This window comes from Reichenbachiella sp. (assembly GCF_039969095.1).
Lineage (GTDB): Bacteria > Bacteroidota > Bacteroidia > Cytophagales > Cyclobacteriaceae > Reichenbachiella.
The window spans coordinates 484684-510933 of sequence record NZ_JBDVOL010000010.1 but is presented as its reverse complement, the minus strand read 5'-3'; the positions used below and the strand labels follow the sequence as shown (position 1 = coordinate 510933).

At 38.4% G+C, this 26250-nt stretch carries 23 protein-coding genes; 15 read left to right on the top strand and 8 right to left on the bottom strand.

Features of this window, described 5'->3' with window-relative positions; all coding sequences use genetic code 11:
• Positions 1–73 precede the first annotated feature (73 nt).
• Positions 74–2674, bottom strand: a complete 2601-nt coding sequence (locus ABJH98_RS05435) for a serine hydrolase (protein ID WP_348306618.1) — start codon at positions 2672–2674, stop codon at positions 74–76.
• 270 nt (positions 2675–2944) lie between these two features.
• Between ABJH98_RS05435 and ABJH98_RS05430 the strand changes: the two genes are divergently transcribed.
• From ABJH98_RS05430 to ABJH98_RS05405, 6 genes are read left to right on the top strand one after another with little or no spacing between them, the layout of a single operon-like run.
• On the top strand, positions 2945–3295 hold the full coding sequence (locus tag ABJH98_RS05430) for a hypothetical protein (protein ID WP_348306617.1): 351 nt from the start codon (positions 2945–2947) through the stop codon (positions 3293–3295).
• Complete coding sequence (gene mutL, locus ABJH98_RS05425) at positions 3295–5142, top strand: DNA mismatch repair endonuclease MutL (protein WP_348306616.1); 1848 nt, start codon at positions 3295–3297, stop codon at positions 5140–5142. Before ABJH98_RS05430 ends, mutL begins: the two co-directional genes overlap by 1 nt.
• 3 nt (positions 5143–5145) lie before the next feature.
• Positions 5146–5931 (top strand): rhomboid family intramembrane serine protease, encoded by a 786-nt coding sequence (locus ABJH98_RS05420; RefSeq protein ID WP_348306615.1) that lies wholly within the window; start codon positions 5146–5148, stop codon positions 5929–5931.
• A gap of 5 nt (positions 5932–5936) precedes the next feature.
• Complete coding sequence (locus ABJH98_RS05415; protein ID WP_348306614.1) at positions 5937–6275, top strand: antibiotic biosynthesis monooxygenase; 339 nt, start codon at positions 5937–5939, stop codon at positions 6273–6275.
• Positions 6276–6321: 46 nt separating this feature from the next.
• Entirely contained in the window at positions 6322–7248 is a 927-nt protein-coding gene (locus tag ABJH98_RS05410) for a rhomboid family intramembrane serine protease (RefSeq protein ID WP_348306613.1), read from the top strand.
• Positions 7245–8009, top strand: a complete 765-nt coding sequence (locus ABJH98_RS05405) for a hypothetical protein (protein WP_348306612.1) — start codon at positions 7245–7247, stop codon at positions 8007–8009. Before ABJH98_RS05410 ends, ABJH98_RS05405 begins: the two co-directional genes overlap by 4 nt.
• On the opposite strand, the gene ABJH98_RS05400 is transcribed toward ABJH98_RS05405, so the two are convergent.
• Both ABJH98_RS05400 and ABJH98_RS05395 read right to left on the bottom strand, forming a co-directional pair.
• The gene (locus tag ABJH98_RS05400) at positions 8000–9286 is read right to left on the bottom strand and encodes a PAS domain-containing sensor histidine kinase (RefSeq protein WP_348306611.1); all 1287 of its coding nucleotides are present in this window, start codon (positions 9284–9286) and stop codon (positions 8000–8002) included. The two genes, ABJH98_RS05405 and ABJH98_RS05400, sit on opposite strands and share 10 nt — an antisense overlap.
• Before the next feature lie 106 nt (positions 9287–9392).
• Complete coding sequence (locus tag ABJH98_RS05395; RefSeq protein ID WP_348306610.1) at positions 9393–10112, bottom strand: TIGR04283 family arsenosugar biosynthesis glycosyltransferase; 720 nt, start codon at positions 10110–10112, stop codon at positions 9393–9395.
• A gap of 168 nt (positions 10113–10280) precedes the next feature.
• Here ABJH98_RS05395 and ABJH98_RS05390 point away from each other — a divergent pair, with 168 nt between their 5' ends.
• Positions 10281–12671, top strand: coding sequence for an ABC transporter permease (locus ABJH98_RS05390; protein ID WP_348306609.1), 2391 nt, complete (start codon positions 10281–10283; stop codon positions 12669–12671).
• A 2-nt stretch (positions 12672–12673) separates the two neighbouring features.
• Here the strand turns inward: ABJH98_RS05390 and ABJH98_RS05385 are convergent, their stop codons facing one another.
• Entirely contained in the window at positions 12674–13285 is a 612-nt protein-coding gene (locus ABJH98_RS05385; RefSeq protein ID WP_348306608.1) for a class I SAM-dependent methyltransferase, read from the bottom strand.
• Between the two features lie 119 nt (positions 13286–13404).
• Here ABJH98_RS05385 and ABJH98_RS05380 point away from each other — a divergent pair, with 119 nt between their 5' ends.
• Together ABJH98_RS05380 and ABJH98_RS05375 are read left to right on the top strand one after the other, a co-directional pair.
• Positions 13405–14622, top strand: coding sequence for a CDP-glycerol glycerophosphotransferase family protein (locus ABJH98_RS05380; RefSeq protein WP_348306607.1), 1218 nt, complete (start codon positions 13405–13407; stop codon positions 14620–14622).
• A gap of 4 nt (positions 14623–14626) precedes the next feature.
• Entirely contained in the window at positions 14627–15820 is a 1194-nt protein-coding gene (locus tag ABJH98_RS05375; RefSeq protein ID WP_348306606.1) for a glycosyltransferase family 4 protein, read from the top strand.
• Here the strand turns inward: ABJH98_RS05375 and ABJH98_RS05370 are convergent.
• Positions 15812–18271, bottom strand: coding sequence for a hypothetical protein (locus ABJH98_RS05370; protein ID WP_348306605.1), 2460 nt, complete (start codon positions 18269–18271; stop codon positions 15812–15814). The two genes, ABJH98_RS05375 and ABJH98_RS05370, sit on opposite strands and share 9 nt — an antisense overlap.
• Positions 18272–18337: 66 nt before the next feature.
• A complete protein-coding gene (locus tag ABJH98_RS05365; RefSeq protein ID WP_348306604.1) occupies positions 18338–19429 on the bottom strand; it encodes an aminotransferase class V-fold PLP-dependent enzyme in 1092 nt (363 codons plus the stop codon).
• Positions 19430–19563: 134 nt separating this feature from the next.
• Between ABJH98_RS05365 and ABJH98_RS05360 the strand changes: the two genes are divergently transcribed.
• From ABJH98_RS05360 to ABJH98_RS05345, 4 genes are all read left to right on the top strand, one after another.
• A complete protein-coding gene (locus ABJH98_RS05360; protein WP_348306603.1) occupies positions 19564–19989 on the top strand; it encodes a cytochrome c in 426 nt (141 codons plus the stop codon).
• Positions 19990–20053: 64 nt separating this feature from the next.
• On the top strand, positions 20054–21241 hold the full coding sequence (locus tag ABJH98_RS05355) for an XdhC family protein (protein WP_348306602.1): 1188 nt from the start codon (positions 20054–20056) through the stop codon (positions 21239–21241).
• A gap of 16 nt (positions 21242–21257) precedes the next feature.
• Entirely contained in the window at positions 21258–21821 is a 564-nt protein-coding gene (locus tag ABJH98_RS05350; protein ID WP_348306601.1) for a nucleotidyltransferase family protein, read from the top strand.
• 57 nt (positions 21822–21878) lie between these two features.
• Positions 21879–22427: a hypothetical protein gene (locus ABJH98_RS05345; protein WP_348306600.1), complete on the top strand. Its 549-nt coding sequence runs from the start codon at positions 21879–21881 to the stop codon at positions 22425–22427.
• On the opposite strand, the gene ABJH98_RS05340 is transcribed toward ABJH98_RS05345, so the two are convergent.
• On the bottom strand, positions 22424–23173 hold the full coding sequence (locus ABJH98_RS05340) for a sulfite exporter TauE/SafE family protein (protein ID WP_348306599.1): 750 nt from the start codon (positions 23171–23173) through the stop codon (positions 22424–22426). The genes ABJH98_RS05345 and ABJH98_RS05340 overlap by 4 nt on opposite strands.
• 2 nt (positions 23174–23175) lie before the next feature.
• Entirely contained in the window at positions 23176–23658 is a 483-nt protein-coding gene (gene folK / locus ABJH98_RS05335; RefSeq protein WP_348306598.1) for a 2-amino-4-hydroxy-6-hydroxymethyldihydropteridine diphosphokinase, read from the bottom strand.
• An 80-nt stretch (positions 23659–23738) separates the two neighbouring features.
• On the opposite strand from folK, the gene sppA reads away from it, so the two are divergent.
• Together sppA and ABJH98_RS05325 are read left to right on the top strand one after the other, a co-directional pair.
• A complete protein-coding gene (gene sppA / locus ABJH98_RS05330; protein ID WP_348306597.1) occupies positions 23739–25496 on the top strand; it encodes a signal peptide peptidase SppA in 1758 nt (585 codons plus the stop codon).
• A 48-nt stretch (positions 25497–25544) separates the two neighbouring features.
• Complete coding sequence (locus tag ABJH98_RS05325; RefSeq protein ID WP_348306596.1) at positions 25545–25925, top strand: DUF2007 domain-containing protein; 381 nt, start codon at positions 25545–25547, stop codon at positions 25923–25925.
• Positions 25926–26250: the final 325 nt, after the last annotated feature.

Sequence of the window (26250 nt, the reverse complement as noted above, 5' to 3'; positions counted from 1 at the left end):
TTTGTTCATGTTAGGCTCTGGTTTTGCGAAAATAGGTTGCTCATCATTACCAAACTCACATCCCAACAGAATATTAGCTCCCTGAGTTCGATTCCTTTGCTAAATTCAAAAACGACTCATACATTAGGTCGTGGATTTTAGTACGAGTATTACTTTCTATAAGTTTATAATTTTGAGGGTCGGGATAAATCCTGTTTGAAAGGAATATATACACTAGATTATATTTAGGATCTGCCCAAACCAATGTCCCTGTGAAACCAGAGTGCCCAAAAGACTCCTCTGATGCGTATTTGGACGCATTTCCCACGGAGTGATAGGGTTTGTCCCACCCCATCGCTCTTCTATCATTGATGTTCTTTTTTGTGGTGAATATTCGAACTACAGAATCAGAGAAATATCTTACACCTCCATAATACCCGCCCTGTAGTAACATTTGCATGTACTTAGCCAAATCGTTAGCGTTGGAAAATAATCCTGCATGACCACTTACTCCACCCAATAGGGCCGCATTTTTGTCATGCACCACTCCTCTCAAGAGTTCAGACCTAAAGTACTTGTCTTTTTCTGTAGGAGCAATCCGTTCTTTGCTCATTCTTGTTAACGGATTGAAAGTGGTAAAATTCATTCCCATGGGTTTGTAGACTAAATCATCTAAGGATTGATCAAATGCACAATCACAATTTTCTTCAACCAAATCCTTCATCAATATAAAACCCAAATCGCTATAGAGGTATCTATATGTTCCATCCTGATTAGATAAACTGTTGTAAGAAGACTTCGAGATCCAAGACTGTATGGAATCATTCCAATTGATTGGATGATAAGTGTAACTTCTCCTCCATTTGCGTTTCTTATATAAGAATTTAGCGCTATCTGTAAAATATTTAGCGTTTCTCCAAAAAGGGATATAAGATTTTAAACCTGATTGATGTGTCAATATATCATCTACAACCAGTTGAGCTTTGGTCGTATCTATATTGGATAAATACTCACCTAAAGACCCATTGAGTTTCACCTTTCCTTTGTCCATTCTATGCATGAGTGCGGGCACGGTGGCAACTGTTTTTGTGACAGAAGCAATGTCATAGACATGATCCCACTGCACAGGTGTTAGGCTATCGTAAGTTAGAAAACCAAAATTTTTATCGTAAACCACTTGTCCATCTTTCACCATCATGATCTGGCATCCAGGCATCATTTCTTCTCGAATTGCATGTTCAATCAATGTATCTATTTGGTTTAAGATATTTTGATCGATTTGTAGTTCTTTTTTGGGCATATAAGATAATCGACCATTTGACCATACACTGATTCCTTTCCTACTACCTTCTTGACTATAATATCCAGGTAATGCGCCAGAAATACTTCTAGCCCCAAAAACCATTTCGACCATCACATCCATATTCAGATCAGATGGATTAGGGTTCCATATCATAGCACTTCGCCCCTTTCGGTTTTTAATAATTTCTTCATTTCCATGCAGCATGACGATCACAGATCGGTTTTGACTCAATGAATCAAATAAAATCAAAGCTGATTCTAATGCCTGAGAATTTTTTAACGCCGTCAAGTCAGCTATCACCAAAGCGTCAGAGGGGAGTTTTTTCATTAAAGAATCGAAACCCTGATCAATCGTTTGAATTGATAAATGAGTGCTGGCCAAATATTTATCGATTCGAAATCTAAACTCTTCATTTTCGGAGATGGTAAAAATTCGTTTCTGCTCCAAGTGACTGACTGGCACTAAATCATTAGGATTCTGAATTAAGGTTATCTCTTGAAATTCATAATCACCTTTGATCCTCGCCCAATTTTTTTTCTCATCCATTGGTAGCGCTAGGTTTGTCTCAATGTCACTCAATAGCCTAAAATAATCTTTGGCTTGTTGTTTATAAGCTCCTTTAGTTGGTAGTTTTTCATTCAAAATAGTATTTATCAGCGACTGAGGCTTGGCTTGTCTTGATACCATCATAATCCCAACGCCTCGTTCAATTTGCTGCACATCATTTTCAATCTGATTAGATAGGCTCCAAACTATTCTTTTATCTCTTGTTTCTTTTCTATATTTTTTTAGCGTTTTCTTTTCTAAAAAGTCCTTTTGATCAATTTGATTAATAGTTATAAACTCAGATTTTGTAAGATCTAAAAGTGGTTGTTTCATTGCCAACAAAGTGGCTTCATCTCCGAAAAAGAAAGCTATATGACCTGATTCAAGTCCCTGAAGATACAGGTCTACTTTTTTCAATTCATGTTTTGAATAATTCGAGGGTAAAGTTCGAATTTGAACAAGCCCAATCCCCAATTTTTTAAAATCATAAGCATGTGCTTGCCCTAACCAATAAGCTAAACTGTCATAGTTGAAACATTCCACTGATAACTGACTTGGGTATTTTGTTTCCGTTTCAAAAGGGAATTCAAATATATTTTTGATGGACGCGACATGTATCAAAGGCTCTGAGCGCCAATTTTTATTTTTATTAATCCACGCTCCAACCTCTTGGGAATTTCCATTTGGGACAATAACTCCTCCAACACCATACATCCGTATTAAGCTTTCTGCTTCTACACGATCAGAAAAGTCATTAAAATCACTCAACGAATAAAAAAGTGTGGGCAAAGTGGTTTTGGACTTGCTCCACTGAGCATACAAACTGTCTTTCTCGACAGGGTTCATAGAATTGCTAATAGCCCCCGAACAAGTAAAAACTGTCAACACCAGGCAAAAAAGAAGGCCAACTCTACCTGTAATTGTCCGTAATAAAATAGAAACTAAGTAAGTTTGCATACAGAATAATCAAAGTATTACTACAGGTGGATGGAAGTAGTTAAGCTGAAAATTATTCATATATTATTTATCCAACGCATAGCATACATAAAGAGTGCCATTTTTTTTCATCAATGGTAAATTATGATTTGATTTGTTGAGTTTTCAAAATACAAAAAAATGAAATTTCCCTCATTGATCCGTACAAGTAAATTTAGTCAGTTTCATTACGAACCCCGCTACTACGATCCCATCAAAGAGGAAATTGAAGGCAAATTGAAAGCCGCTAGAGCCAACCAAAACAAGGATTCTAACTCAAACGAATATACGTCTAGCATTAGTGCGGCTTTTCGTAAAAGAGAAAGAAAGTCTAGCCAGGCATCAGTGATGCAAATGCTAATAGCAGCTGTCATGCTAGTCACATTTGTGGGTTGGGTATTTTATGGCAATGACGTCTTTTATATCTATTTATTACTTTCTCCACTCTACTTCTATTTTAGATTAAAAGGAAGAAATAAATCTAAAGATTAATGCCAGACATTATCAATCTGCTACCAGATGCTATCGCCAATCAAATAGCAGCAGGCGAAGTAGTACAACGACCCGCTTCAGTAGTCAAAGAATTGCTAGAAAACAGTGTGGATGCTGGCGCAACTCATATTCAGCTCCTTATCAATGACGCTGGCAAAGTATTGATTCAAGTTATTGACAACGGAATGGGTATGTCAGAGACTGATGCACGCATGTGCTTCGAACGGCATGCTACTTCCAAAATTTCTACTTCCGAAGATCTATTCAAAATCAAAACAATGGGCTTCCGTGGAGAAGCACTAGCCTCTATTGCTGCCGTGGCAAGAGTAGAACTAAAATCCAAAACAGCAGAGGCTGAATTGGCTACTTTCATACATATCGAAGCCTCCGAATTCAAAAAACAAGAACCTGTTTCGGCCAATCAAGGAACCTCCATAGCAGTTAAAAACTTATTCTACAATGTTCCAGCGAGACGAAATTTCTTGAAAAGCAACCCTGTGGAGATGCGTCATATCTTAGATGAATTTCATCGAGTGGCCTTATCTAACCCTACCATTAGTTTTTTGCTCTTACAAAACGATAAGGAGATTTATCAATTGCCGGCTGGTAAATTGAGTCAAAGAATCGTTTCTCTATTCGGGAAAAATTATCAGAAACAGTTGATCACTTGTCAGGAAGAAACCCATTGGCTGAAAGTAGAAGGTTATATTGGCACTCCAGAGTTTTGTAAAAAAACCAGAGGAGAACAGTTCTTCTTTATCAACAACCGTTTTATCAAAAGCAGTTACCTCAACCATGCCATTCAAGGTGCGTACGAGAGTATGATTCAAGAAGGTCAATTTCCTTTCTATGCTTTGTTTATTGAAATGGATCCAGTGCATATTGACATCAACGTACATCCGACTAAAACGGAAGTAAAATTCGATGACGAGCGCAGTGTCTATGGCATTATCAAAGCAGCAGTAAAACAAGCATTAGGCACGCATAATGTGACCCCAAGCTTGGATTTTGGGTCGGATGTGAATTTTAAAAATTTGGCCATTGACAATTCACACTTCAATGCACCCACACGAAACGAAGGCAACTACGGCAGCTTTAAATCTTTGGACAAGCAGGGCAAGAGCACCCGATGGGACGAAATGTATGAGCAAGCCATCGACGAATCCAGACCCTCTCCTGCTGAGATTAGACAGGAGGAATTGGCAGGTTTAGATACACCACAAATGATCTTTCAGAGTGAAGTAAATTCCCAGCAATCTGTAGATCTGGAAGTAGAAGAATCCAACGCCAAACCGATATTGATGCACGACAAGTACGTGCTCAAACAAGTAAAAAAGGGTGTCATGATCGTGGATGTGATATTAGCCCACGAGCGTATTTTATATGAAAAATATCTAGAAACCTTACATAAAAAATCAGGTGCTTCACAACGAAGCCTGTTTCCAGTCACTTTTGAAATGAACCCTGCTGACTACTCACTGGTCATGGATTTACAAGAAGAAATCAGTGCTTTGGGTTTTGAGTTTGAAGAATTTGGTAAAAACACTATCGCCATCAATGGTATACCTGCTGATATCAAAAACATCAATGAGAGAGAATTGTTCGAAGGCTTATTAGAACAATTCAAGTTCAATAAATCTGAACTTTCACTAAGTACCCAAGAAAATATGGCTCGATCGATTGCAAAAAGATCAGCGAGCAAAACAAAAATTTCAAATGACAGTATAGAACTAAGGACTTTGATAGACCGACTGTTTGCTTGTCACCAACCGAACTATACGCCAAACGGCACCCCAACATTTATTATATTGGGACTTGAAAAAATTGCAGAGTTTTTTAATCAATAGCACATGTTTCAACTGACACCTATCGTCAAGAATATACTAATCATCAATGCCGTACTTCTGGCTATTGAAACATTTTTGAATGTAAATCTGTCTCCTATATTTGGAGTGCATTATTTGTTTTCTGACCATTTTTATATTTTCCAATATGTCACTTATATGTGGCTGCATGGTGGATTTTGGCATTTACTGAGCAATATGTTTGCAGTCCTTGTCTTTGGCCCAATGCTTGAGCGAGTCTGGGGTTCTAAGCGGTTTTTGACCTTCTACTTGATTACTGGAATTGGCGCAGGTGTATTGTATGGGGTTGTAGATACTATTGGAAAAGGCAACTTGAGTGAAGACACTGAAGCTTTCATTGCCAATCCAAACCCCGACGATTTCTACATTTATACACATACTTATAAATCTAGAAGATTTGACATGCTCAGAATTGAAGATTTCAATGATGAGTATTATGACAATCCTAGCTATGCCAGCCAAGCAGTAGATGTGGTAAAAACGATTTACAATGACATCAGTAATATCCCAATGATCGGTGCTTCAGGTGCAGTCTTTGGTGTGCTACTGGCCTTTGCGATGCTTTTCCCCAATACAGAATTGATGCTGCTGTTTCCACCGATACCTATTAAGGCCAAGTATCTGGTGTTTTTCTATGGTGCATATGAGCTCTATTCAGAGATCAATAGAACTGGAGGTGACAACGTGGCTCACTTCACTCATTTGAGTGGTATGCTTATTGCTTTTATCATTCTCAAATATTGGCAAAGACAACGCGGTAATTTTTATTAATTCATATGGATACAAATAAAACCATAACGGTAATCAATTCTATTGAAGCCCCAAAAGGCTGGGAAAATACAGCCATATTAATTCGAAACAAGTACATTGAATATTTTAAGTCTAAACCTGGTTACGTTAGTTCTACTTTCTATAAGTCTATAAACCCAGACAACCAATTTAATTTTGTCAATATTGTAGTTTGGGCTTCTAAGGAAGCTTTTGAACAAGTGGTAAATGAAGGTTTTAAGAACTCTGATGGCCTGAATGATGATGAGATGAAAGTGTTGGGTAAAGGTTTTCCTGGGCCAATCAAGGTGTCTCCTGGCCAATTTGAAATCATTGAAAGTAATTAATTCATAATTCAGAAGTTGTAAACTAACTTTAAAGACAGCAGTATATATGATGGACAATTTTTTACATGAGTTTAAAGATGCTTGGCGCAGACCAAACAATGCACTACCACAGATCATTATCATTAATGTGATCGTTTTCTTGGTATTAGCCGTTCTTAACGTCTTCGGTAAAATCTTTGGGTTCTCTGTTATTTCAGATTTTGTATATGATCAATTTTCCATTCCACCCTTATTTGCAGATTTTATTCTGAGACCTTGGACACTGATCACTTATGCATTTGCACATAGCTTGAGTAGTATCTTCCACATTCTTTTTAACATGTTAGTGCTCTATTGGTTTGGAAAACTTATTGTTGAATACATCGGCAATCAAAAATTGATCAATCTATATGTTGTAGGTGCTTTGGCGGGTGGACTATTGTATTTATTCGTTTACAATTTTGTTCCTTTTTATGCCGAAAACTCGAATTTTCATGGCATGGTTGGAGCCTCCGCTGCAGTGTACGCTATCACAGTAGCTGCAGCAACATTAGCACCTAATTACACTTTCTTCCTTTTGTTTTTTGGGCCTGTCAAAATAAAATATATTGCTGGATTCTATATTGTAATTTCATTCCTTGGCTCTGTAGGTGGAAATGCTGGTGGCAATATTGCCCACCTTGGTGGAGCATTGATGGGTTATGTATATATCAAACAACTCCAATCAGGAACAGATTGGGGGGCTTGGGTTGGTGCTGTGATGCGATTCTTTAAGAGCTTTTTTGTCTCACAGCCTAAAATGAAAGTAAGTAGCAATCAGAAAAGAACCAAGAGCTATTCTACGGCCAGCAGTACTAAATCATCCTCCACGGCAAGTAACATTGCAGATCAGGCAGAGATCGATAAAATATTGGACAAAATATCACAATCCGGCTACGAAAGCTTGAGCAAGGAAGAAAAGCAAAAGTTGTTCAACGCAAGTAAGAAAGGATGAGTCTCAGATTTAAGACTCAAGTCTCTGGATTCAAGATCCTTTCCATAGGACTTTGCTTCACACTAGTTTTATTTATGAGTTGTAAGTCTGATGGAGACTTGACATTTCACGATAGTTTTGAATTCTACGACAAGGGAGTTGCACCTCTTGGACCCTGGAGCACGGCTGGCGATGGAATCGTAAGAGTAGACACTACTAAAAGCCATACAGGAAATCAATCGGTCTATTTTGAATCGGGTGAAGGGTTTAAAAACCGAGCTTTTCTGAGACTAGAAGGCACACCACTTTTTCCATTCATGTACAATCGAATTACAGGCTCATTTTTTATATGGCTTGATGAAGCTTCGCCTGATGGTATTCATTGGACAATGGTCCAAGCAGCTGGACCTGTACCGAATCAAGGCTTTCAAAGTGAAATTCGATACGGCGGTCAGCACGAAAAGCGTTTCATGGCCAACTACGATACCAAAGGAAAGAAGACAGACTGTTGGCATCATTCGGCTACTGCCATACCAGAGAAAGAATGGGTTAAAATCGGTTGGCAATTTGACGGCACGAATCAAATAATGAAATTTTGGCTTAATGATGAGTTAATTAAAGACCTAACCGTCTTAGGAGAAGGTCAAGGTTGTGTATCGCATGATTTAGATGACAAATGGATCTTTCCCGTTTTTGAAGCACTCATGATCGGCTGGGTAGACTACCAGACTGGCGGTGGCACACGCCGATTCTGGATCGACGATGTGAAATTTTACCAATGAACCTTTGGTTTGATTCGTACAGTAAAAGTGAATTTAGTCCCTTGACCAAGGGCAGAATCCACCCAAATATTACCACCTGCTTCATTGATAATTTTCTTGACCGTAGCCAATCCTACCCCTGAGCTATCTTTAGATTCATCCTTATTCACTTTATTGAACAACTTGAACATATCTTCTTGATATTCTTTGGCTACCCCTGGTCCGTTATCCGAAATGCTGATGTGATAATAATTGTCATCCATGCTGCTAGCAAACTCAATCACGCACTGTTCTTTATCATTGAACTTAATCGCATTACTCATTAAGTTTGAAACTACCTGCCTCAATACCGTTTCGTTGTAGCTGATTTCTGGCAACGTATTTTTGAATATCAACTTGGCCTTACCCTTTTCAGTCAATGTATCTGATACTTCTTGAATAAAAGGCTCAAGGAGGATTCTATCCAATTTAGCGTCTCTACCACTAGCTTTGGAATACTGCAAGATTCCATCAATCAACGACCGCATTTTGTCATTCGTCTGATTGAGTAAAGAGAGATATTCGCTCACTTCTGCTGGTTGATCATCCCCAAGCGAAGCTTCAATGATCGACACTAAACCTTTTGCATTATTAAGTGGTGATTTCAAATCATGGGAAACCGTATGCGCAAAATCTTCTAAGTTTTTGTTGATACTTTCTAATTGCAAATGATATTCCTTGGCTTCTTCTTCTTGTAGCTTCCTTTTGGTAATGTCGTGTCCCATGGACAAATAGCTGACGATTTCACCCTTGCTATTAAAAAAAGGAACGATCGTAGTATCCACCCAATAGCCTATCCCCTCCTTGTTGAGATTCATAATTTCATTATGCCAAATATTGCCTTGGCTAATGATCTGCCACATACCATCCCAGAAAATTCTTTTATGCTGATCAGACTTTAAAATGTTGTGATTTTTACCAATGAGTTCGTCCTTTTCATATCCAGACAATTGACAAAACATATCATTTACATAAATGATATTTCCTTTTTCATCACCAATACTGACTATAGAAGAAATGTCTAGCGCAGATTGATAGCGACTAACTTCTTGCAAAGAGAGCAAGAGTTCCTTATTGGTTTCTTTTAGATTGTCTACCTCGGCTTGTCTGTCTTCGAGTGCGACAGTTACAATATTAAGTGCATCTACAATGGAAGCGCTGGCATCTTCTTCATCAAATTCAGGCAGCTCCTTTTGTGCCTTTACCACTTCCATATTGACGATGATATCAAAAACTTCTTTGATCGTCTCCTCACTCATTAATTTTGCATAGTTGATTGAAAATTCACTTCCATATTGGGATCGGTGGATAGTAAATTTTTTACAGGCACAAGTACTACAATTTTCAAAAGCTTTCAAAAATAATTCATGAGAAGTTATCCCCACTTTCATTTTCTTTCCAATAGGCCAAAGCATACCTTTTGATATTCAATCCCAAGGTAAACTGAATCCAAATCCAGGTGTCTTTAAAAAACACTTTTAAGACTTTACCTTGTTCGAATCTACGAGCAGAGGTGAGAATTGGGGAGGTAATCAAGGCGAGTTTTCCGATTTTCCGCAAAGTTTGACAGAAATATGCCGCTTCCATTATAGGTTCTTTAGGATAACCACCCACCTGCTCAAAAGACTTTTTGCTACAAAACATAGCCTGATCGCCAAAATATCGCCGATCTACTCGATATCGAACTCTATTGATCCATTCAATGAGTCTATAAATTATGCCATTTCCATCTATTTGAAACTCAAATGCACCACCCACTACGCCTTTTTTCAATAATGCATTTTTAATAAGTAAATCAAAATTGGAAGGCAAAAGGGTATCCGCATCCAAAAAAAGAAGGATCTCACCTTTAGCCATTTGAGCTCCTTTGTTCAGCGATTTATACTTAGCACCAGTCAATGTTGAATCCCGATAAACTACATCTACTTTTTCATCGATCAATTCTACTGTATCGTCTTTACTCCCAGCATCAATAATGATTATTTCTAGCGCTAATGTACCAGATTGACAAGTTCTTATTTTCGCAACTGTTTCCTCAATATAATTGGCTTCATTAAGCGTTGGGATGATGATACTGAAATCCATAAATTAAAGATACGTCAATGGGTTTAATTGTACATAATCGACACAATTTGTTACAATATCGAACATAGAACTTATATCCAAACCGCTCCTATTCACATCAGTCATAGATTTTTACTTTGGCATTAATCTTGGCAATTCAATATATTGTAAACCTAAATCCCAACTACTATGCTATATCAATTTCTGCTCATTAGTCTTCGTAGATTCAAAAAGGATAAATTTTTCACTCTCCTTAACATCCTTGGACTTTCACTTGGCATTGCCACCACTATTGTTATCATTTCATATTCTATTTTCGAATTTAGTTTTGATAATTTTCATACTAAGAGAGATAATATTTATCGTGTATTGACACACTGGTCTGGTAGTGATCGCATGGAAAAGCTGGTGGTGACGGGAACTAAAATTTCGCACATTGCTGGCAACGAAATACCTGAAGTACAAGAAGTTGCCAAATACTTTCCGATAGGTTCTAGAGTACATTTTTCCATGAAAGTGGGAGATAAAGTATTTCAGGAAACTGACTTTGCATATGCCGACCCTTCCTTTCTTAAAATTTTTGATTTTAAACTCAAATCAGGAGACTCAAATACAGCCTTAAATGAGCCAAATACAATCATTTTAACCGAAGAGATAGCGGCAAAATATTTTGGGGATGACGACCCAATGGGTAAAACTATCACTGTGAATGGCGACGTCGAGATGCTAGTTACAGGTGTCATGATTAATCCGCCCCGAAATTCATCCTTTCCTATTGGAGCGTTGGCATCATTTAAACGACTGGAAAGTCGATATGGGGTAGAATGGTTTCCAATGAACTTTATCACTTTTCTACAGCTAACAAAAGGCGCCGACACCAAAAAAGTGAAGAACGTTTTTCTTGACAAAGTGAAGACGGAATTCACTGGTGAATTAGCCACAGAAGCCGCCAATGTTGATTTTAGTTTACAACCCTTGTCTGAAATACACATGCAAGAAGGCATCAACTCCGATGTAGGAAAACGAGGAGACAAGAATAACACACTCGCCTTTGTATTTATTGGTATGTTCATTTTAGTCATCGCCTGTATCAATTACATCAACCTCACTACTGCTCAATCTGAGAAAAAATCTAAAGAAGTCGGTATACGAAAAGTACTAGGAAGCAGTAGAAAATCACTGATCAATAGATTTTTAGGGGAGACTGCAGTGCTCACATTTCTATCTATTATTTTGGCTGTTGTCATCGCGGAAATCTCAACACCCTACATCAATCAGGTGATAGGTTCTGACATTCCATTTGAAGTCACGAATAGTTGGCGATGGCTCGTCTTTTTAATAGGGCTAGGTGTAATCATCACAGCATTAGCGGGAAGTTATCCTGCCTTGTATCTATCTTCTTTTCAACCTGTTTCAGTTCTGAAAGGCTCTTTTCTTTCCGCACAATCTGGTGATAAGTTCAGAAAAGCTTTAGTTGTCTTTCAATTCTCCATTTCTATATTCTTAATTCTGGGAACAGTCATTATCTACAAGCAAGTGATGTACGGTAGCGAAAAGAAACTAGGATTCGACCAAGAACAAATCATTGTCATTCCATTGGCGGATCAAGCCTCTTTTGACAAAGTGGACGCCATCGAAGCCGCTCTCATCAATCATCCAACTATTCAGAAAACTGCCAAAGCTTCGGAGGTATTAGGCAATGTACGAGCAGGTTATGGATTTGATGCTGAAGGTCTAATCAACAAAGAGAATAACAATTGCACCGGGTTTTCTATAGATAGAAATGGTATTTCCACCATGGGACTTGAATTGATCGCTGGCTCAGATTTCACTAAAACGTCTGAAAATGACTCGGTCTGGCATTACATTGTCAATCGCAAGCTAATCAGCAATTTAGGTTGGACTCCAGAAGAAGCCATTGGCAAAGATTTCAGAATGACACCTATGCCATTTGGTAAATTGATTGGTGTGGTAGAAGACTTTCATTTTACTTCTCTTCACCAAAAAATAGGACCCGTGGTATTAACCTATATCGACCATGAAATCAGCAATCTGTATGTGAGAGTCAATGAAAACCAAGCATCTGCTGCCATGGAGCATATCTACAATACTTTTGAACAAATCGTACCTGGAAGCTCTATCGAGCCTACATTTTTAGTAAATGAACTGGACCGATTATATCAAAGCGAAAAACGCACGGCGGACTTACTACTTTTATTTACTGGACTGAGTATCATTATTGGATGCTTGGGTTTACTCGGCCTTACTGCCTTTTTGGTAGAAAGAAAATACAAGGAAATTGGTATTCGAAAAATTTTGGGTGCCGACGTCAGTCAGATTGTTAGAAATCTGTCATGGAAATTTGTCAGTTTGATCCTAATCGCTAATATCATCATTACACCTATCGCTTATATCGCTTTCAGTAAATGGTTGCAAAATTATGCTTACACCATTTCCATCGGGTGGGATATTTTTGTCATTACTGGATTTGGAGCTATGGCTATTGGATTTGTTACTGTGTTCTACCACAGTTTTCTCGCCGCTACTTCTAATCCTGTGGATGCTATAAGAAGTGAGTGATATTACTTACTCGCAATTATTCTAATGACTGAAGGGTCCTCGTCTTTATATACGGCGAGACCTTTTGATTCAGTGGAAAACTCAATTTTGAAGCCTATACTGTTCAGCTCATCGACCATTTCGTCTAGTCTGACAAATCTTCTATAATGATCAGTAACGAAGGCGTCCTTTTCAACTTCAGTCCCTTGACCAAAAAGCTCGTCATTTATACTTCTAACTTCTATGCAAAATTTACCACCAACCTTTAAAGCACTATATGCCCAGTTTAGTGTATCAGTAGCTTGATTCTTGGAAACTGAGTGAAGCGTGAATCGAGAATAGACATTATCAAATTGCCCAAGATCACCCAAGGAAGTAAAGTCTTTAACTTCAAACCGGCTATTTTTTCGCCCTAAATCATTGAGTCTTGAGATGGTGGTTTGGCATTGATCAATACCAAATACATTCAAGCCTTCATCTGAAAAGAACAAACTATCTCTTCCATTGCCACAACCTAATTCTACTATGGTTCCTTTGATTCCTATTTCATAAAAAACAAATGTTGCAAATGGAGATGGTTCAAGTGTGCCCTTTTTATTTGAATAAAAGTCCTCCCAAAATTCTTTATCACTCATAGATCAATAATTAAAGTGGCGAAGATATCAATCTATTAGTTATTACTTAAGTCAATTTCTATCTTTGATACCCAATAATTTAAAGATATCACTCAATACCTTCAGATCCTTTTTGATTTATGAGTCCAATTAGTTGGTTTAGAAAGCCAGGTGTCGGTTATGTATTAAGGTCCTTAATGTTTCTTTTACAGAAACTGGGAGGTTTATATATCAAAAAAACTGACGCCATTTTCATAGCAGCTCCTCAAGGTTTTCGCTTTGCAGATAATTCGAGATTTTTATTCCAGTACATGTATGAGCAAAATATCAATTGCTATTACATGGTCAATAGAAAAGATGTATTTGATCAACTGCAACAGATTTATGGTTCAAAAATATTATTTGCCTATTCGTTGCGTGCGTTTGTACAATATTTAAAATCTTCATGCCTTGTTTATGCCTATGCAGACTGGGACTTTCACCCCTATCAAGTAGAGCGCAGTAAATTGGTGATCAACTTATGGCATAGTATTTCTATCAAAAAATTGGGTCTCGCTGCTGGAATGAGCAAAATTCATCAGCTGAAGTTGAAAAAAGAAATGGAGCTTATCGATGCTTTTGTGGCAAGCTCTGAAATTGAAGGCCATTCATTATTTGATTGTTTTGGTCTTAGTTCAGAAAAAATCCTCGTCTCTGGCACTCCAAGAAACGACTATTTGATCAAAGAAATACCAAATGAAAATTTGGCTATAAAAAATCCTGAACTCAAAAAAAGAACCATTCTCTATTGTCCAACTTTCAGAAACAAAGGCATAACGAATCTTCTACCATTTAACGACTTTGATCTTGTAGCACTTGATGCTTTTTTGGAAAAAAATGACACCAATCTATTAATTAGAAAACATCACCGAGAATGGTATTATCAAAAAGCCATGGGATATGATGAGCTGGCCAACTGCAATCGAATCTTCAAAGCGGGGCAAGGTGAATATGAAGAAGTGCAGGAGCTCCTTCCCCATATTGATATCTTAATGACAGACTACTCCGGGATCTACTTTGATTTTTTACTTCTGGACAGACCCATGATTTTCGCACCATATGACATAGATCAATTTGGTGAAAAACCTGGTTTCTTATTTGACTATGAAGAAAACACCCCAGGAGCCAAAGTGTATGACACGGCTCATTTCATGAAAGAGATTGAAAATTTGATCAACGGAACTGATAAGTACAAAAACCACAGAAACGCTACTAGAGATAAATTCCATCAATATCAAGATGGCAAGTCTTCTGAAAGGGTTTTGAATTATATTCAGTCCCACAAAAAGTTCAATAAAGGAAATTCTTCTGTAGCTTAATCCAATGAAAAAGCCCGTTATAGGTATGGTCTTTCATGGGGAGTATCCAACACACCCCCGAATCGAAAATCAAGCTTTGCATTTGATCTCCGAAGGCATGGAAATACATCTATTTTGTGTAACCTACAACCAGATGGATACGCTGGAAGAAAATTATAAAGGCATCCATATTCATCGATATTACCTTCCGAGATGGATGTATAAATTATCTGCATTGGCTTATACAATTCCGTTTTATCATTGGTTGATGCAATCACATTTGAAATCTTTTATTGCATCCAGCCAAGCAGACATTCTTCACGTTCATAATATGAATTTGGCTCAAGCTGTTTTTCATCTGAATAAAAAATACAATCTGCCGATTGTTCTCGACCTGCATGAAAATGTGCCTGAAATCATGAAGTTTTATCCTCATCTCCAAAGTGGCCTAGGTAAACTTCTCATCAAGCCATCCCAATGGAAAAAAAAGGAAGAAGATTTTATTCGAAAGTCAGATCGAGTCATTGTTGTCACAAATGATGCAAAAGAAGAAATTGAATCGCGTGTAGGTATTGCTTCAGACAAGATTTTGGTATTACCCAATTTCACCAATGATTCATTTAAGAAACCAACATACGATAAAACACTCGCTGAACGTTTTACAGACAAATTCAATGTCCTATACATTGGAGATACTGGAGTTAGAAGAGGTTTAGAGTCTGTCATTAAAGCCATTCCTAAATTGACCGATAACGTCCCCAATCTTAACCTAATCATTGTCGGATCCAGCAGCAACGACAACGAACTTATCAAACTCATTAAAAATGAAGGTGTTGAAAACTACGTCTCACTAGAAGGGTGGCAATCAGAAAATATCCTACCTGATTATGTACACCTCTGCGATGTTGGTATTTGTCCCTTATTGAGGAATCTCCATCATGATACCACTTATGCCAACAAGCTTTTTCAATACGCCATGCTAGGCAAACCTATTCTGGCAAGTGACAGCACGGCGCAGAAAAACCTTATTGAAAGTGAATCTTGGGGACTTATTCATCAAGCAAATGATTCAGCCGATTTTGCAAAACAATTGAAGAAGCTGTATGCTGACACCGAACTACGAACTCGACTTGGATTGAATGGTGAAAAATCCATACAAGAAAAATACAATTACAATTCCAGTGATTTTGGGAAGACCTTTTACAATACTTTATGCTGATGCCAATTTTGGCTTACTCATTAAAGAATAACCAATTGTTCCAATCAAAAGTAAAATCAAAAGACTGCTAGATATCAGGGTCACCGTATTGCCGATGGTATAAGACTTCGGCTCAAACTTGAATTCAATAATATGATCTCCTTCAGGTATTTCCAAAGCCCTCAATACATAATTGACCCTCAAAATTGTTGCTTCATTTCCATCGATTGTTGCCACCCAACCTTCTGGATAATAAATTTCTGAAAATACCCCAAGTCCGTAACCCAAATTACTCGAAGTATATTTTAGATAATTCGGTTTGTACTCCATCAACTCGATTTGTCCATCTATTGAAGAAACCTGATCTGAAATAGTAAATTTAGACTCATCAATGACCGCAGTAGTTTTCGTGTCAATTTTAGTCAATTCGCTGATCTCCTCATCTGCACTAGTCACTTCTATTAGATCACTCACAAACCAGGCACCGCCATTGGCTTTAATGTTAGGCAAAACTGCATTTGCTGATGAACCGGCTAAAAAATATTTGGTATTGAGCATATTGAGCACTCCGATGTTTCCAAATTCAAAAGATCCAGCCTGCAATGCAGTAATGACTTTGGATTGTTCGGGTGCAATGCAGCGCTCGATCAATTCCTGATAGCGGCCCAATTTTGCACCATGATATCCGCCTATGGATTTATGATGATAAGAAGTCTTTGCATCATTAAATGGATTCATTAGATTCATTACACGATAGTTTGGATCATCATCCTGCAAAACCTTTTTATCCGCTTCTGTCAGCTGAAACTCTGATTGACGGGATTTTCTCACAAAAGAATCTGAGTTGATAAATCGCTTGGAAATTCCAAACAGGTCAATGAAAACAAAAAGAATGAGTAAGCTGTACGCTATGCCTTTTGATAACTTCTGTTTTATCAGTGCCCAAACTACACCCACAAACAGAAGTACAAAAACCAAACTACGCAAGGCGTCCATTCTCAACAAGGTAGCTCTATCCGCTCGTAAAGCATTCAAATACCAATCGGGGTAATTAGCCAATTGTGCATCTATAGCACCTCTATAGCTCCCCATACCTGCAAAAAGCACACATAGTAGAGCGAAACCTGCTACGCCTCCAATCGCCATTAATAATTTCTTCTGTGTTTGTTTATTGAAGTCGGAAGACAAAAGTTTTTCCAATCCCATAAAACCACCTAAAATCATTGCAAATACAACAATGATAATAGCAAAAGTCACTGATCTGAATTTGCTGTACCCTGGTAAATAATCAAAAATAAAATAGTTGAGACTGAAGTTACTACCCCAGCTTAAAACAAGTGCAAATAGCACCAATCCGCCCAACCAAATTCTATACTTGTTGTCAAGCAAAATCATACCCAACACAAAAAGAAATACCACAATCGCACCTGCATAGTAAGGTGCTGTCAAGGGTTGATCTCCCCAATATGCTGGTGCAGCGGACACTTGCTGTTTGATTTGTTGTCTGTTCGCTCCATTTTTTTTGAGTGCTTGTTCAAGATTAGAATCTTTTCCTAAATCCTCTCTGGCCGATCCTCCATAAAAATTAGGAATAAAGAGAAAAAGCGGCTCTAAAATCCCGTTGCTGTACTGAAAAGCGTAGTCCGTATCTAAGCCAGCTTTAGCTTCAGCTCCTCCTACCTCTGTCAACTCAGATTTGCCTCGAATCGAGTATTTACTATATTCTATTGTGGTAATCAACGACCCGAAATTAGCTCCAACAGCTAATAATGCAGCCACAATTAATACCGCACTAGTCTTCGCAAATTCAGGAAATGCCTTTTCTTTTATGGCCGAAATTAACTGCATGATTCCATAAGCTACCACTATGAGGAGTAAATAATAAGTGATCTGCAAATGATTCGGGCGTAAGTGTATGGCTAGTCCAATAGAAGTCACAACAAAGCCCCAAATTCTATTTCCTTTGAAAGCCAAATGAATTCCCGCCAATACCAAAGGCATGGTGGACACCGCAGATATTTTGGAATTATGGCCAGCCATGAGACCAATGATTGAAAACGCCGTAAAACCATAAGCGAGTCCCCCGGCAATTGCTAGCCAAGACCTCACTCCCATCACCAATAATAATATGTAGCAGGAAAGACAACTCACGAAAATGGTTGACATTGGATAGGTCAGGAATAATCCATAAGCTCTATGAACATACTTCATCAAATCTCCAGAGAACCTAACGTTAATGAGATAACCAGGCATTCCGCTAAACATAGAATTAGTCCAGAGACCTTCTTCACCAGTTTTTTCCCTGAAGTCAATCAGCTCTTTAGCACCACCCTCCCATTGTGTAATGTCATGTTGTGGCAAAGTTTTTCCTTCGAAAAATACCGGTGCAAAAAATAAAACAGTGGCCAGACAAAAAATAGCGATCGCTACTGCATGTGGCAAAAAGTCATTCTTAAAATTGAGGTTTAGCATAAATCTGGTGAAGTGCTGGGTTCTTGAATTTTCTGAAGGTAATATTAGCTCAAATGTATTTAAATCCTATTTCAAGGCATGAATTAATCGTTCAATATCCTTTTCATTATTATAAAAATAAACACCTAGTCGAATCAATCCATGCCGATGAGTAAAAGCCACATTTGCGGCTGTGAGAGATTTGAATCTAGATTCAGACCCATCAATCATCAGAATATTTGAACTCATTGGGCTTGGTGTTAAGATTTCTATATTGATTTTATTCAATTCATCGACCAATAAAGTGTGCAATTCTTTTGTTCTTTTTTGAATATTCTCAAACCCTATAGTCGACAATTCTGAAAGTGACTGATGAAAGGCGAAGACTTGCTGTGTTTTGATATGACCAAGCTCAAAACGTTTGATTCCAGAAACGTAATTATTTAGATCCTCGATGTTCTTTTTTCCATCAATGATGGAAGATTGACCAGCCATCTGAAATTCATATTTTTCCTCAAAATCCTTTCTGGCAATGGCTATACCCGTTCCATAGCCTGCAAGAAACCATTTGTATCCTGTTGCTATCAGCACATCAATGGGAATCTCTGTTAGATCTATGGAGTGAGCACCTAATCCTTGTGTGGCATCTACAATCAATAGAACTCCATGCTTTTGGCACATTTCACTAATTACTTTCAAGTCCAATTTCAATCCTGAATTGTACATCACCCAACTCAGAGCCAAAACCTGTGCTCCATTTTTTAGCTGTTCCTCAATTTTCTCCAATGAATAATTCAAACCAGATCGTTCAACCCAATGAATTTCACATTTTCGCCCTATCCAAGGAGCGGTAACAGACGGAAAATCATGGTCAAGTAGAGCTATCTTTTTATCTGATAGCATTTCGGCTAAATGTGTCATGGCCGTACTCACATCACTTATTAAGGCAGCCTGGTGATCTTGAGCATTGGTGATTTCAAGCAGCTTTTGCCTGATTTCCTCTGCCTTCCTTATTGTTTCACTATACTTTGTGCTACCCATAGACTGGAGGTTATTTAAACATTGCACTTGTGCTTCCACAGTTGCATCTGACATGGCCCCAAAATATGGGGTTTCAAAATAAACTTTTTCTCTAGCTAACTGATAATTGGCTCTTATTTGGTTCCAGTTTATGGTCATTTGTATTTAGTTTTTTAGAAGCATTCAATTGCCGTTGATATGGTCGATACGGTCGTCTATCACGAAGGAATAAATTTACCTCCTCTTTTCCTTATATTTATGTTGATAATTATTCATGATCAAGATCAATAAACTTGGAAAAACAATTTAGAGAAGGAGTTTTGAAACTTTGTTTTGCAGTCATCTCTTTTTGCTTATTGGCCATACAAACCCATGGCCAATCCTTACAAGATAGTATGGTAAGAGGAAAACAAATTTATACGAACGAGTGCATGACTTGCCACATGGAAAATGGTGAGGGCATAGCAGGTGCCTTCCCTCCACTTGCAAATTCTGACTACTTTCAAAATGATGTGTCTAAAGCAGTCGTCGCGATTTTAAATGGTCTTGAAGGAGAATTAGAAGTCAATGAAATGACCTATTATGGCGTCATGGATCCTGTATCTTTATCCGATCAGGAAGTGGCAGATGTTTTGAACTACATTCGAAATAGTTGGGGCGGAAAAGCTGAAGAGCTCAAAGCTGCAGAAATTCAAGCAATGAAAAAAAAGAGTCAATAAAACCAACTTTTCTAAAGTTTGAAACTTTAGAAAAGTTATTAGTAATTCAAAAACCGTTAATACATTGAAAGAATTCAAAACCATACTAGAAGCCTATCAAAAGATAGATTTCACTGAACGAAAAGCAGCACTCGCTACGGTTGTTCAAGTAAAAGGTTCTTCTTACCGTAGTCCAGGTGCACGCATGCTCATGTTGGACAATGGAAGATGGGTCGGTTCTATCAGCGGTGGATGTTTGGAAGGAGATGCGCTCAGAAAAGCTCGTCAGGTGATACTTAATGGTAAGCCCAGAACAGTAACTTATGATACCTCCAATGACGATGACAATCAACTCGGTATTGGATTAGGCTGTAATGGAATTATTGATATACTCATCGAACCTATCCTTCCAGAAAGTGAATTCAATCCTATTGCACAGTTAGAAACATTTTTGAAGTACGAGAATGCAGGTGCCCATGCGATCGTTTTCGAATCTTCAGCCAAGAATATCCCAGTAGGTACGAAGATTAGCTTCAATAACAAAAATGAGTGGGTCAGTGATATCAATGAAATTCCTAAACAATTAACAACAGACCTAAAAACTGTGGTCGAAAATCGGAAACCAATTATCAAAGAATACAACATTGACAATGAGTCTTTCAAAGTATTTTTAGAACTGATTCAACCGGGCATTGACCTTCTGATTTTCGGTGGCGGTTTCGATGCCAAGCCAGTCACTGAGCTGGCGCATGTTTTGGGTTGGAATGTGAGAGTAACGGATGAATGCGTGGCTCATCTAGTCCCAATCAACTTCCCTTTGGCTAATGAACTAAAGTCCTGCAAAAGAGAATTTGTAGAGAAGGAAATCAAAATCACACCATTCACAGCAGTAGTTTTGATGTCTCACAATTTGAAATATGACGTAGAAGTGATGCGTCAAATCATTGGAAGTCAAACGCCTTACATTGGCATCCTTGGCCCAAAGAAAAGAGCGGATAAAATATTTAAAACACTGAAAGACAAATACCATATTGAAATTACCTCAGAACAGATGGATCGTATCCATGCACCCATTGGACTGGATATTGGTGCTGAGACGCCAGACGAAATAGCAGTATCGATCATCAGTGAAATTCAAGCCAAATTTTCTAATCGATCTGGGGGATTCATCAAATACAGAACAGGTCCCATTCATCATAGAGATGGCAAAGAGGATCAGGTATTCCGACAAGTATATCTAAAAAACTTCTTCCCCAAACAAAAATCCAATTAGCAACTGTCCAACAATATTGATCTTAGCCGCAGGTAGTTCTAGTCGATTAGGACAACCCAAACAACTGCTGCACTATAAAGGAAAAACTTTAATCGAAAATGTAGTAAAGACAGCATCTGCACTATCCGATAACGTTTTTGTCATCCTCGGTAGCAACCATGAGCAAATTGCACCTGTCATTCCACACACCTCAGCAACCATAGCCTATTTTGAAGAATGGCAACAGGGCATGGGAAGCTCCATTTCCTTCGGGATTCAGCAAATCCTGAACAAGAACAGATACACAAAGGACGTTTTGATTCTATTATGCGATCAGCTTCACGTGACCAAACAGATGTTAACTGAGTTGATCTTCTTTCACGAAGAATCAGATCATATAATCACGGCCTCTGGATATGACAAATCATACGGCGTGCCTGCCATTTTCAATAGAAAGACATTTCTCGATTTACTCAACCTCCATGGTGAGCAAGGAGCCAAAAAGATCATTCAAAAACACTTCAAAAACACTCAAATCATTTCTTACCCAGAAGCGCAAGTGGATATAGATACGCCTAAGGATTTGGCGCTGCTGAAATAGCTCAGTCGGTTTTTAAAGAATTAGTTAATTTCACGAAAACTAAAAATACTCTGAGTCATGTCTAAATGGGATAGCGATAAAATATTTAGTGTTTCGGCTTTTATTATCAGTGTAGCCACTCTAGCGACTTTGGTATATCAATCCAAAATTATGCGTGAGCATCAAGAGAAAACTTCATTTCCAAAATTGGAATTATGGCACAATATCGGAGACTCGCGTTATCAATTGGAATTAAAAAATACGGGAATGGGTCCCGCTATTCTAGAAAGTATTCAAGTGGAATTCAAAGATTCTATCTATGATATGGATCCAGCAAGCTTTGCTAAAATTTATAAAGATACGATTCAAGACATTCTTCCTTTAAGTACCTCTTCTCTAAAGGCTGGAAGAGTCGTAGAACCTGGTATTAATATTTGGCCAATAAATATTAGCACAGACTCCGTAAGAAATCATCCGATCACCAAACTTTTTTGGTCTGAAGATGCGACAGTTGTCATTCGTTACTCATCCGTTTATGAGCATCATTGGGAAATCAAGGGTACAGGAACTGCTCCTATTTTACTCGAAGAAGAACCAGTCATTATAAAACAACTAATTGGTGATTAGAAAAACCAAAGCTTCACCGCCATAATCGAAACCGTAACGATCAAGAAATAACGGATCCATTGGTCGCCTTTGTCTACTGACCATCGACTCGCAAACCACCCCCCTATAGAGGTGCCAGCTGCCAATGTCAAGCCAAGCACCCAATCCACTTGGCCTTCCCAAGTGAATACGGCCAAAGCGAAAAGTGTGTAGATCAATGCCACAAAAACTTTGATACTATTGGTTTTCACCAATGACAAATGATTGATCCCCGTAAGTGCAGCAATGATGATAAAGCCCACTCCCGCCTGAATAAATCCACCATAAATTCCTACAAAGAAAAAAGCTATAATACTGGTTGTCTGCCTGCCTTTGCTCATCCGTTCTACGCCGTCCGCATTTTTATTTTTTCGTTTGAAAACCGTAAGCAAAATCACCATCATCATCACGATAGCCAAAATTCGATTGAACAGCTCGCCACTAATATCCACGGCTATTTTCGCTCCTAAAATCGCACCAATCAGCGCTGATATCGACAACCAAATAGAAAATCGAAATGAAGAGACTCCTTTACTTTTGAAGCCACTAACAGCAAAAATATTCTGAAGAAAAATACCAACCCGATTAGTCCCATTGGCCATGGCAGGTGGCAAGCCTAAGAAAATTAAAATCGGTAAAGTGAGCAAAGAGCCTCCTCCCGCTACTACGTTGATAAAACCGGCGATCAACCCAGAACCAAAGATCAATAAGTATTCGTAATACTCCATTTCTATTCGATTTTTACCACTTCCAGTGGATCAGTACAAAGCCCCAACAAGTCCTTGTTGGTTTGGTTCATTTTTGGGTGTATGAAGTCTGGTGCCAATTCCACCAAAGGTATCAATGTAAATTTTCTATTTTGAATTTCAGGATGTGGCACTGTCAATCGCTGGCTCGTGATCACTTGATCTTCATAATACAAGATGTCAATATCAATCAGTCGCTCTCCCCAGTGTTCGAATCGTACCCTACCCAAATCCTTTTCTATCTCAAGGCAAATTGCTAATAATTGCTCTGGATTTAGAGCCGTTTCTACCTCCAACACCTGATTCAAGAAGTCATCCTGATCTTCTTTCCCCCAGGCAGAAGTTTGATAGATAGCCGACGGATTAGTGATTTTACCAATGCGTTCAACAATCGCGTCCCTTGCTTGTAATAAATTGCGCTTTTTGTCACCTATGTTGGTACCCAAAAGCAAGTAGCATTGGCTCATAAAATAAATTTGAAACTGAGTCAGCCTATAGCTGAAATTAATAGTTTTGCAATAATAGAAAATAAAAGAAATCTAAGTCTATGTCCTTCTTTAAATCTGTCTTATCGACAATCACTGCACTGATCATTTTCTGTGTCATCTTTTTATTCATCTTTATTCCAGCCATTATTGGCGTATTCGCAGCCATTGGAGCAGAAGACGCACCTGTTGTAGAAGAAAATTCCGTGCTCTACATCAACCTGAGCGGTTTAATATCCGAGCGTGTGGCAGAAGACCCGTTTGCAGAAATTTTTCCAGACGAAGGAGACACTCAACTTCCACTCTTGAAAACTTTGGCCACAATTGAAGCTGCCAAGTACGACAGCAATATAGAAGGCATCTATATGGAACATGGATACATCAGTGGCGGATATGCCGCTCTGGATGAAATCAGACTGGCACTAGAAGACTTCAAAAGTTCAGGGAAGTTCATTTACACGTATGGTGAATTCATTTCAGAAGGGAATTATTATGTGGCTTCCGTAGCAGATGAGATTATTTTGAATCCAATTGGATCCTTGGAATTTAATGGATTGAATGCCAGCGTTACTTTCTTCAAAGGATTATTTGAGAAATTGGACATAGAAGCGCAGATCTTTCGAGTAGGAACTTACAAAAGCGCCGTAGAGCCTTTCTTTAGAAAAGATATGAGTGAAGCCAACAAAGAGCAGATGACTTCATTTGTGAATGACATATATGACAACATTCTAAAAAATGTAAGTGTATCCAGAGACATAGAATTGAGTCGCTTACGCGAAATCTCAGATCAGATGTTGGTGAGAAAAGCCGAAGACGCAGCTGAGTTTGGGTTGATCACTAAGGTCGCTTATGAAAATCAGGTGAAGGATATGATCCGAACCAGAATGGATCTGGCTCAAGATGACAAAATCAAGTTTATCAACTTGAGAAGCTATATGAAGACCGTCGATTCTGATTACTCTTCCAACAAAGTAGCAGTAATCGTAGCTGATGGCGAAATCGTGTCAGGCAATGGTGACTTAGAATCTGTCGGTTCGGAGAAATTTATGAAAGCTATCAAAACCGCGAGAGAGAGCAAAAGAGTAAAAGCAGTCGTGATTCGCATCAACTCTCCAGGCGGTTCTATGGTTGCCTCAGATGTGATGTGGAATGAAATCATGTTGACCAAGAAGGAAAAACCCGTGATAGCATCTATGTCGAATATGGCAGCTTCTGGAGGCTACTACATGGCGATGCCATGTGATACGATAGTTGCACAGCCGATGACCATCACAGGCTCGATAGGTATTTTCGGCATGATTCCAAACTTGGGTGGCTTCTTAGAAAACAAGCTAGGCATCACAAACGACGGGGTAAGCACCGGGCAATTCTCTGATCTCTACAGAGTATCCAGCGCACTGAATCCACAAGAGAAAGCTATCATCCAGACTTCTGTGGAGCGAGGATATGAAACCTTCACTAGTAAAGCGGCAGAAGGTCGAGGCATGACACAAGACGACATCAAAGAAATTGCTTCTGGTCGAGTCTGGACAGGCAGTCAAGCCAAAGAAAGAGGATTGGTAGACATCTTAGGCACTTACAATGACGCCGTGTCTCTAGCCGCTGAAAAAGCTGGTATATCAGATGACTATGCAGTGAAATATTATCCTGATTTGAAATCCAAATGGGAAGAAATCTTCAGTACGGTACTTGAAGAAACCGAAACCCGAATCTTCCACGCCAACTATGGAGAAATGGCCAAATACATCGACGCCATCAAAGAGTTAGAGAAATATCAGGGCGTACAAGCGAGAATGCCTTTTGAAGTGGAAATTAGATAAAATTCATTAACTAGGTTACTCATGCTAAGCCAATAATAAACCATCCGCATGAAAGTAGTCTTACTTACAACCTGCGACAATTCGATAGACGCCAATCTGATTAGAATCAAGTTAGAACATGAAGGTATACCTTGTTTTCTAAACAATGAAAACTTCACTAATCTCATGCCTCATTATTACAACCTCCTAGGCAGTGGAGTCAGAGTAATGATTCCAGATGAGTTTTCTGAGCAAGCCAAGGAAGTTTTACAAATTTCGGATGGCAGGTTAAAGTGTCCTAATTGCGAATCTGAAAACATTACCAATAAGAATAAATCATTTTTGGAGAGTGTTAAAATCTTCTTTATCGGAATTTTCCTGGCAGCACCGATAGGTAATTTGATTGTTAATTTCACTTGTAATGATTGTGATACTGAGTTCAAAGCATAGCTATTCTTGGACTCCCTAACCTAGTGCAGATTTTAAATCCGCCCCCATTAATATAGCTATCAAAAAATTGAAGTAGTAATTAAAAATTGCTACTTCAATTCAAAAGAATCACTAGTGCGTCAAAAAAACAATGCCTAACATGAACGATTTCAAAATTTCGTTGTTATCATTGTAAATTATTCCATTCAGGCGAATCAATTGCTTATCTGAAAGGAATCATTTCTAGTAATTCACCCCGTCACAAATTTATTTGGAACTTTCCTTTGAGGGATAGTTGTGTATTACCAATTAACATCTTGAGAAAAAGTTGGTTAAATTTAATAAG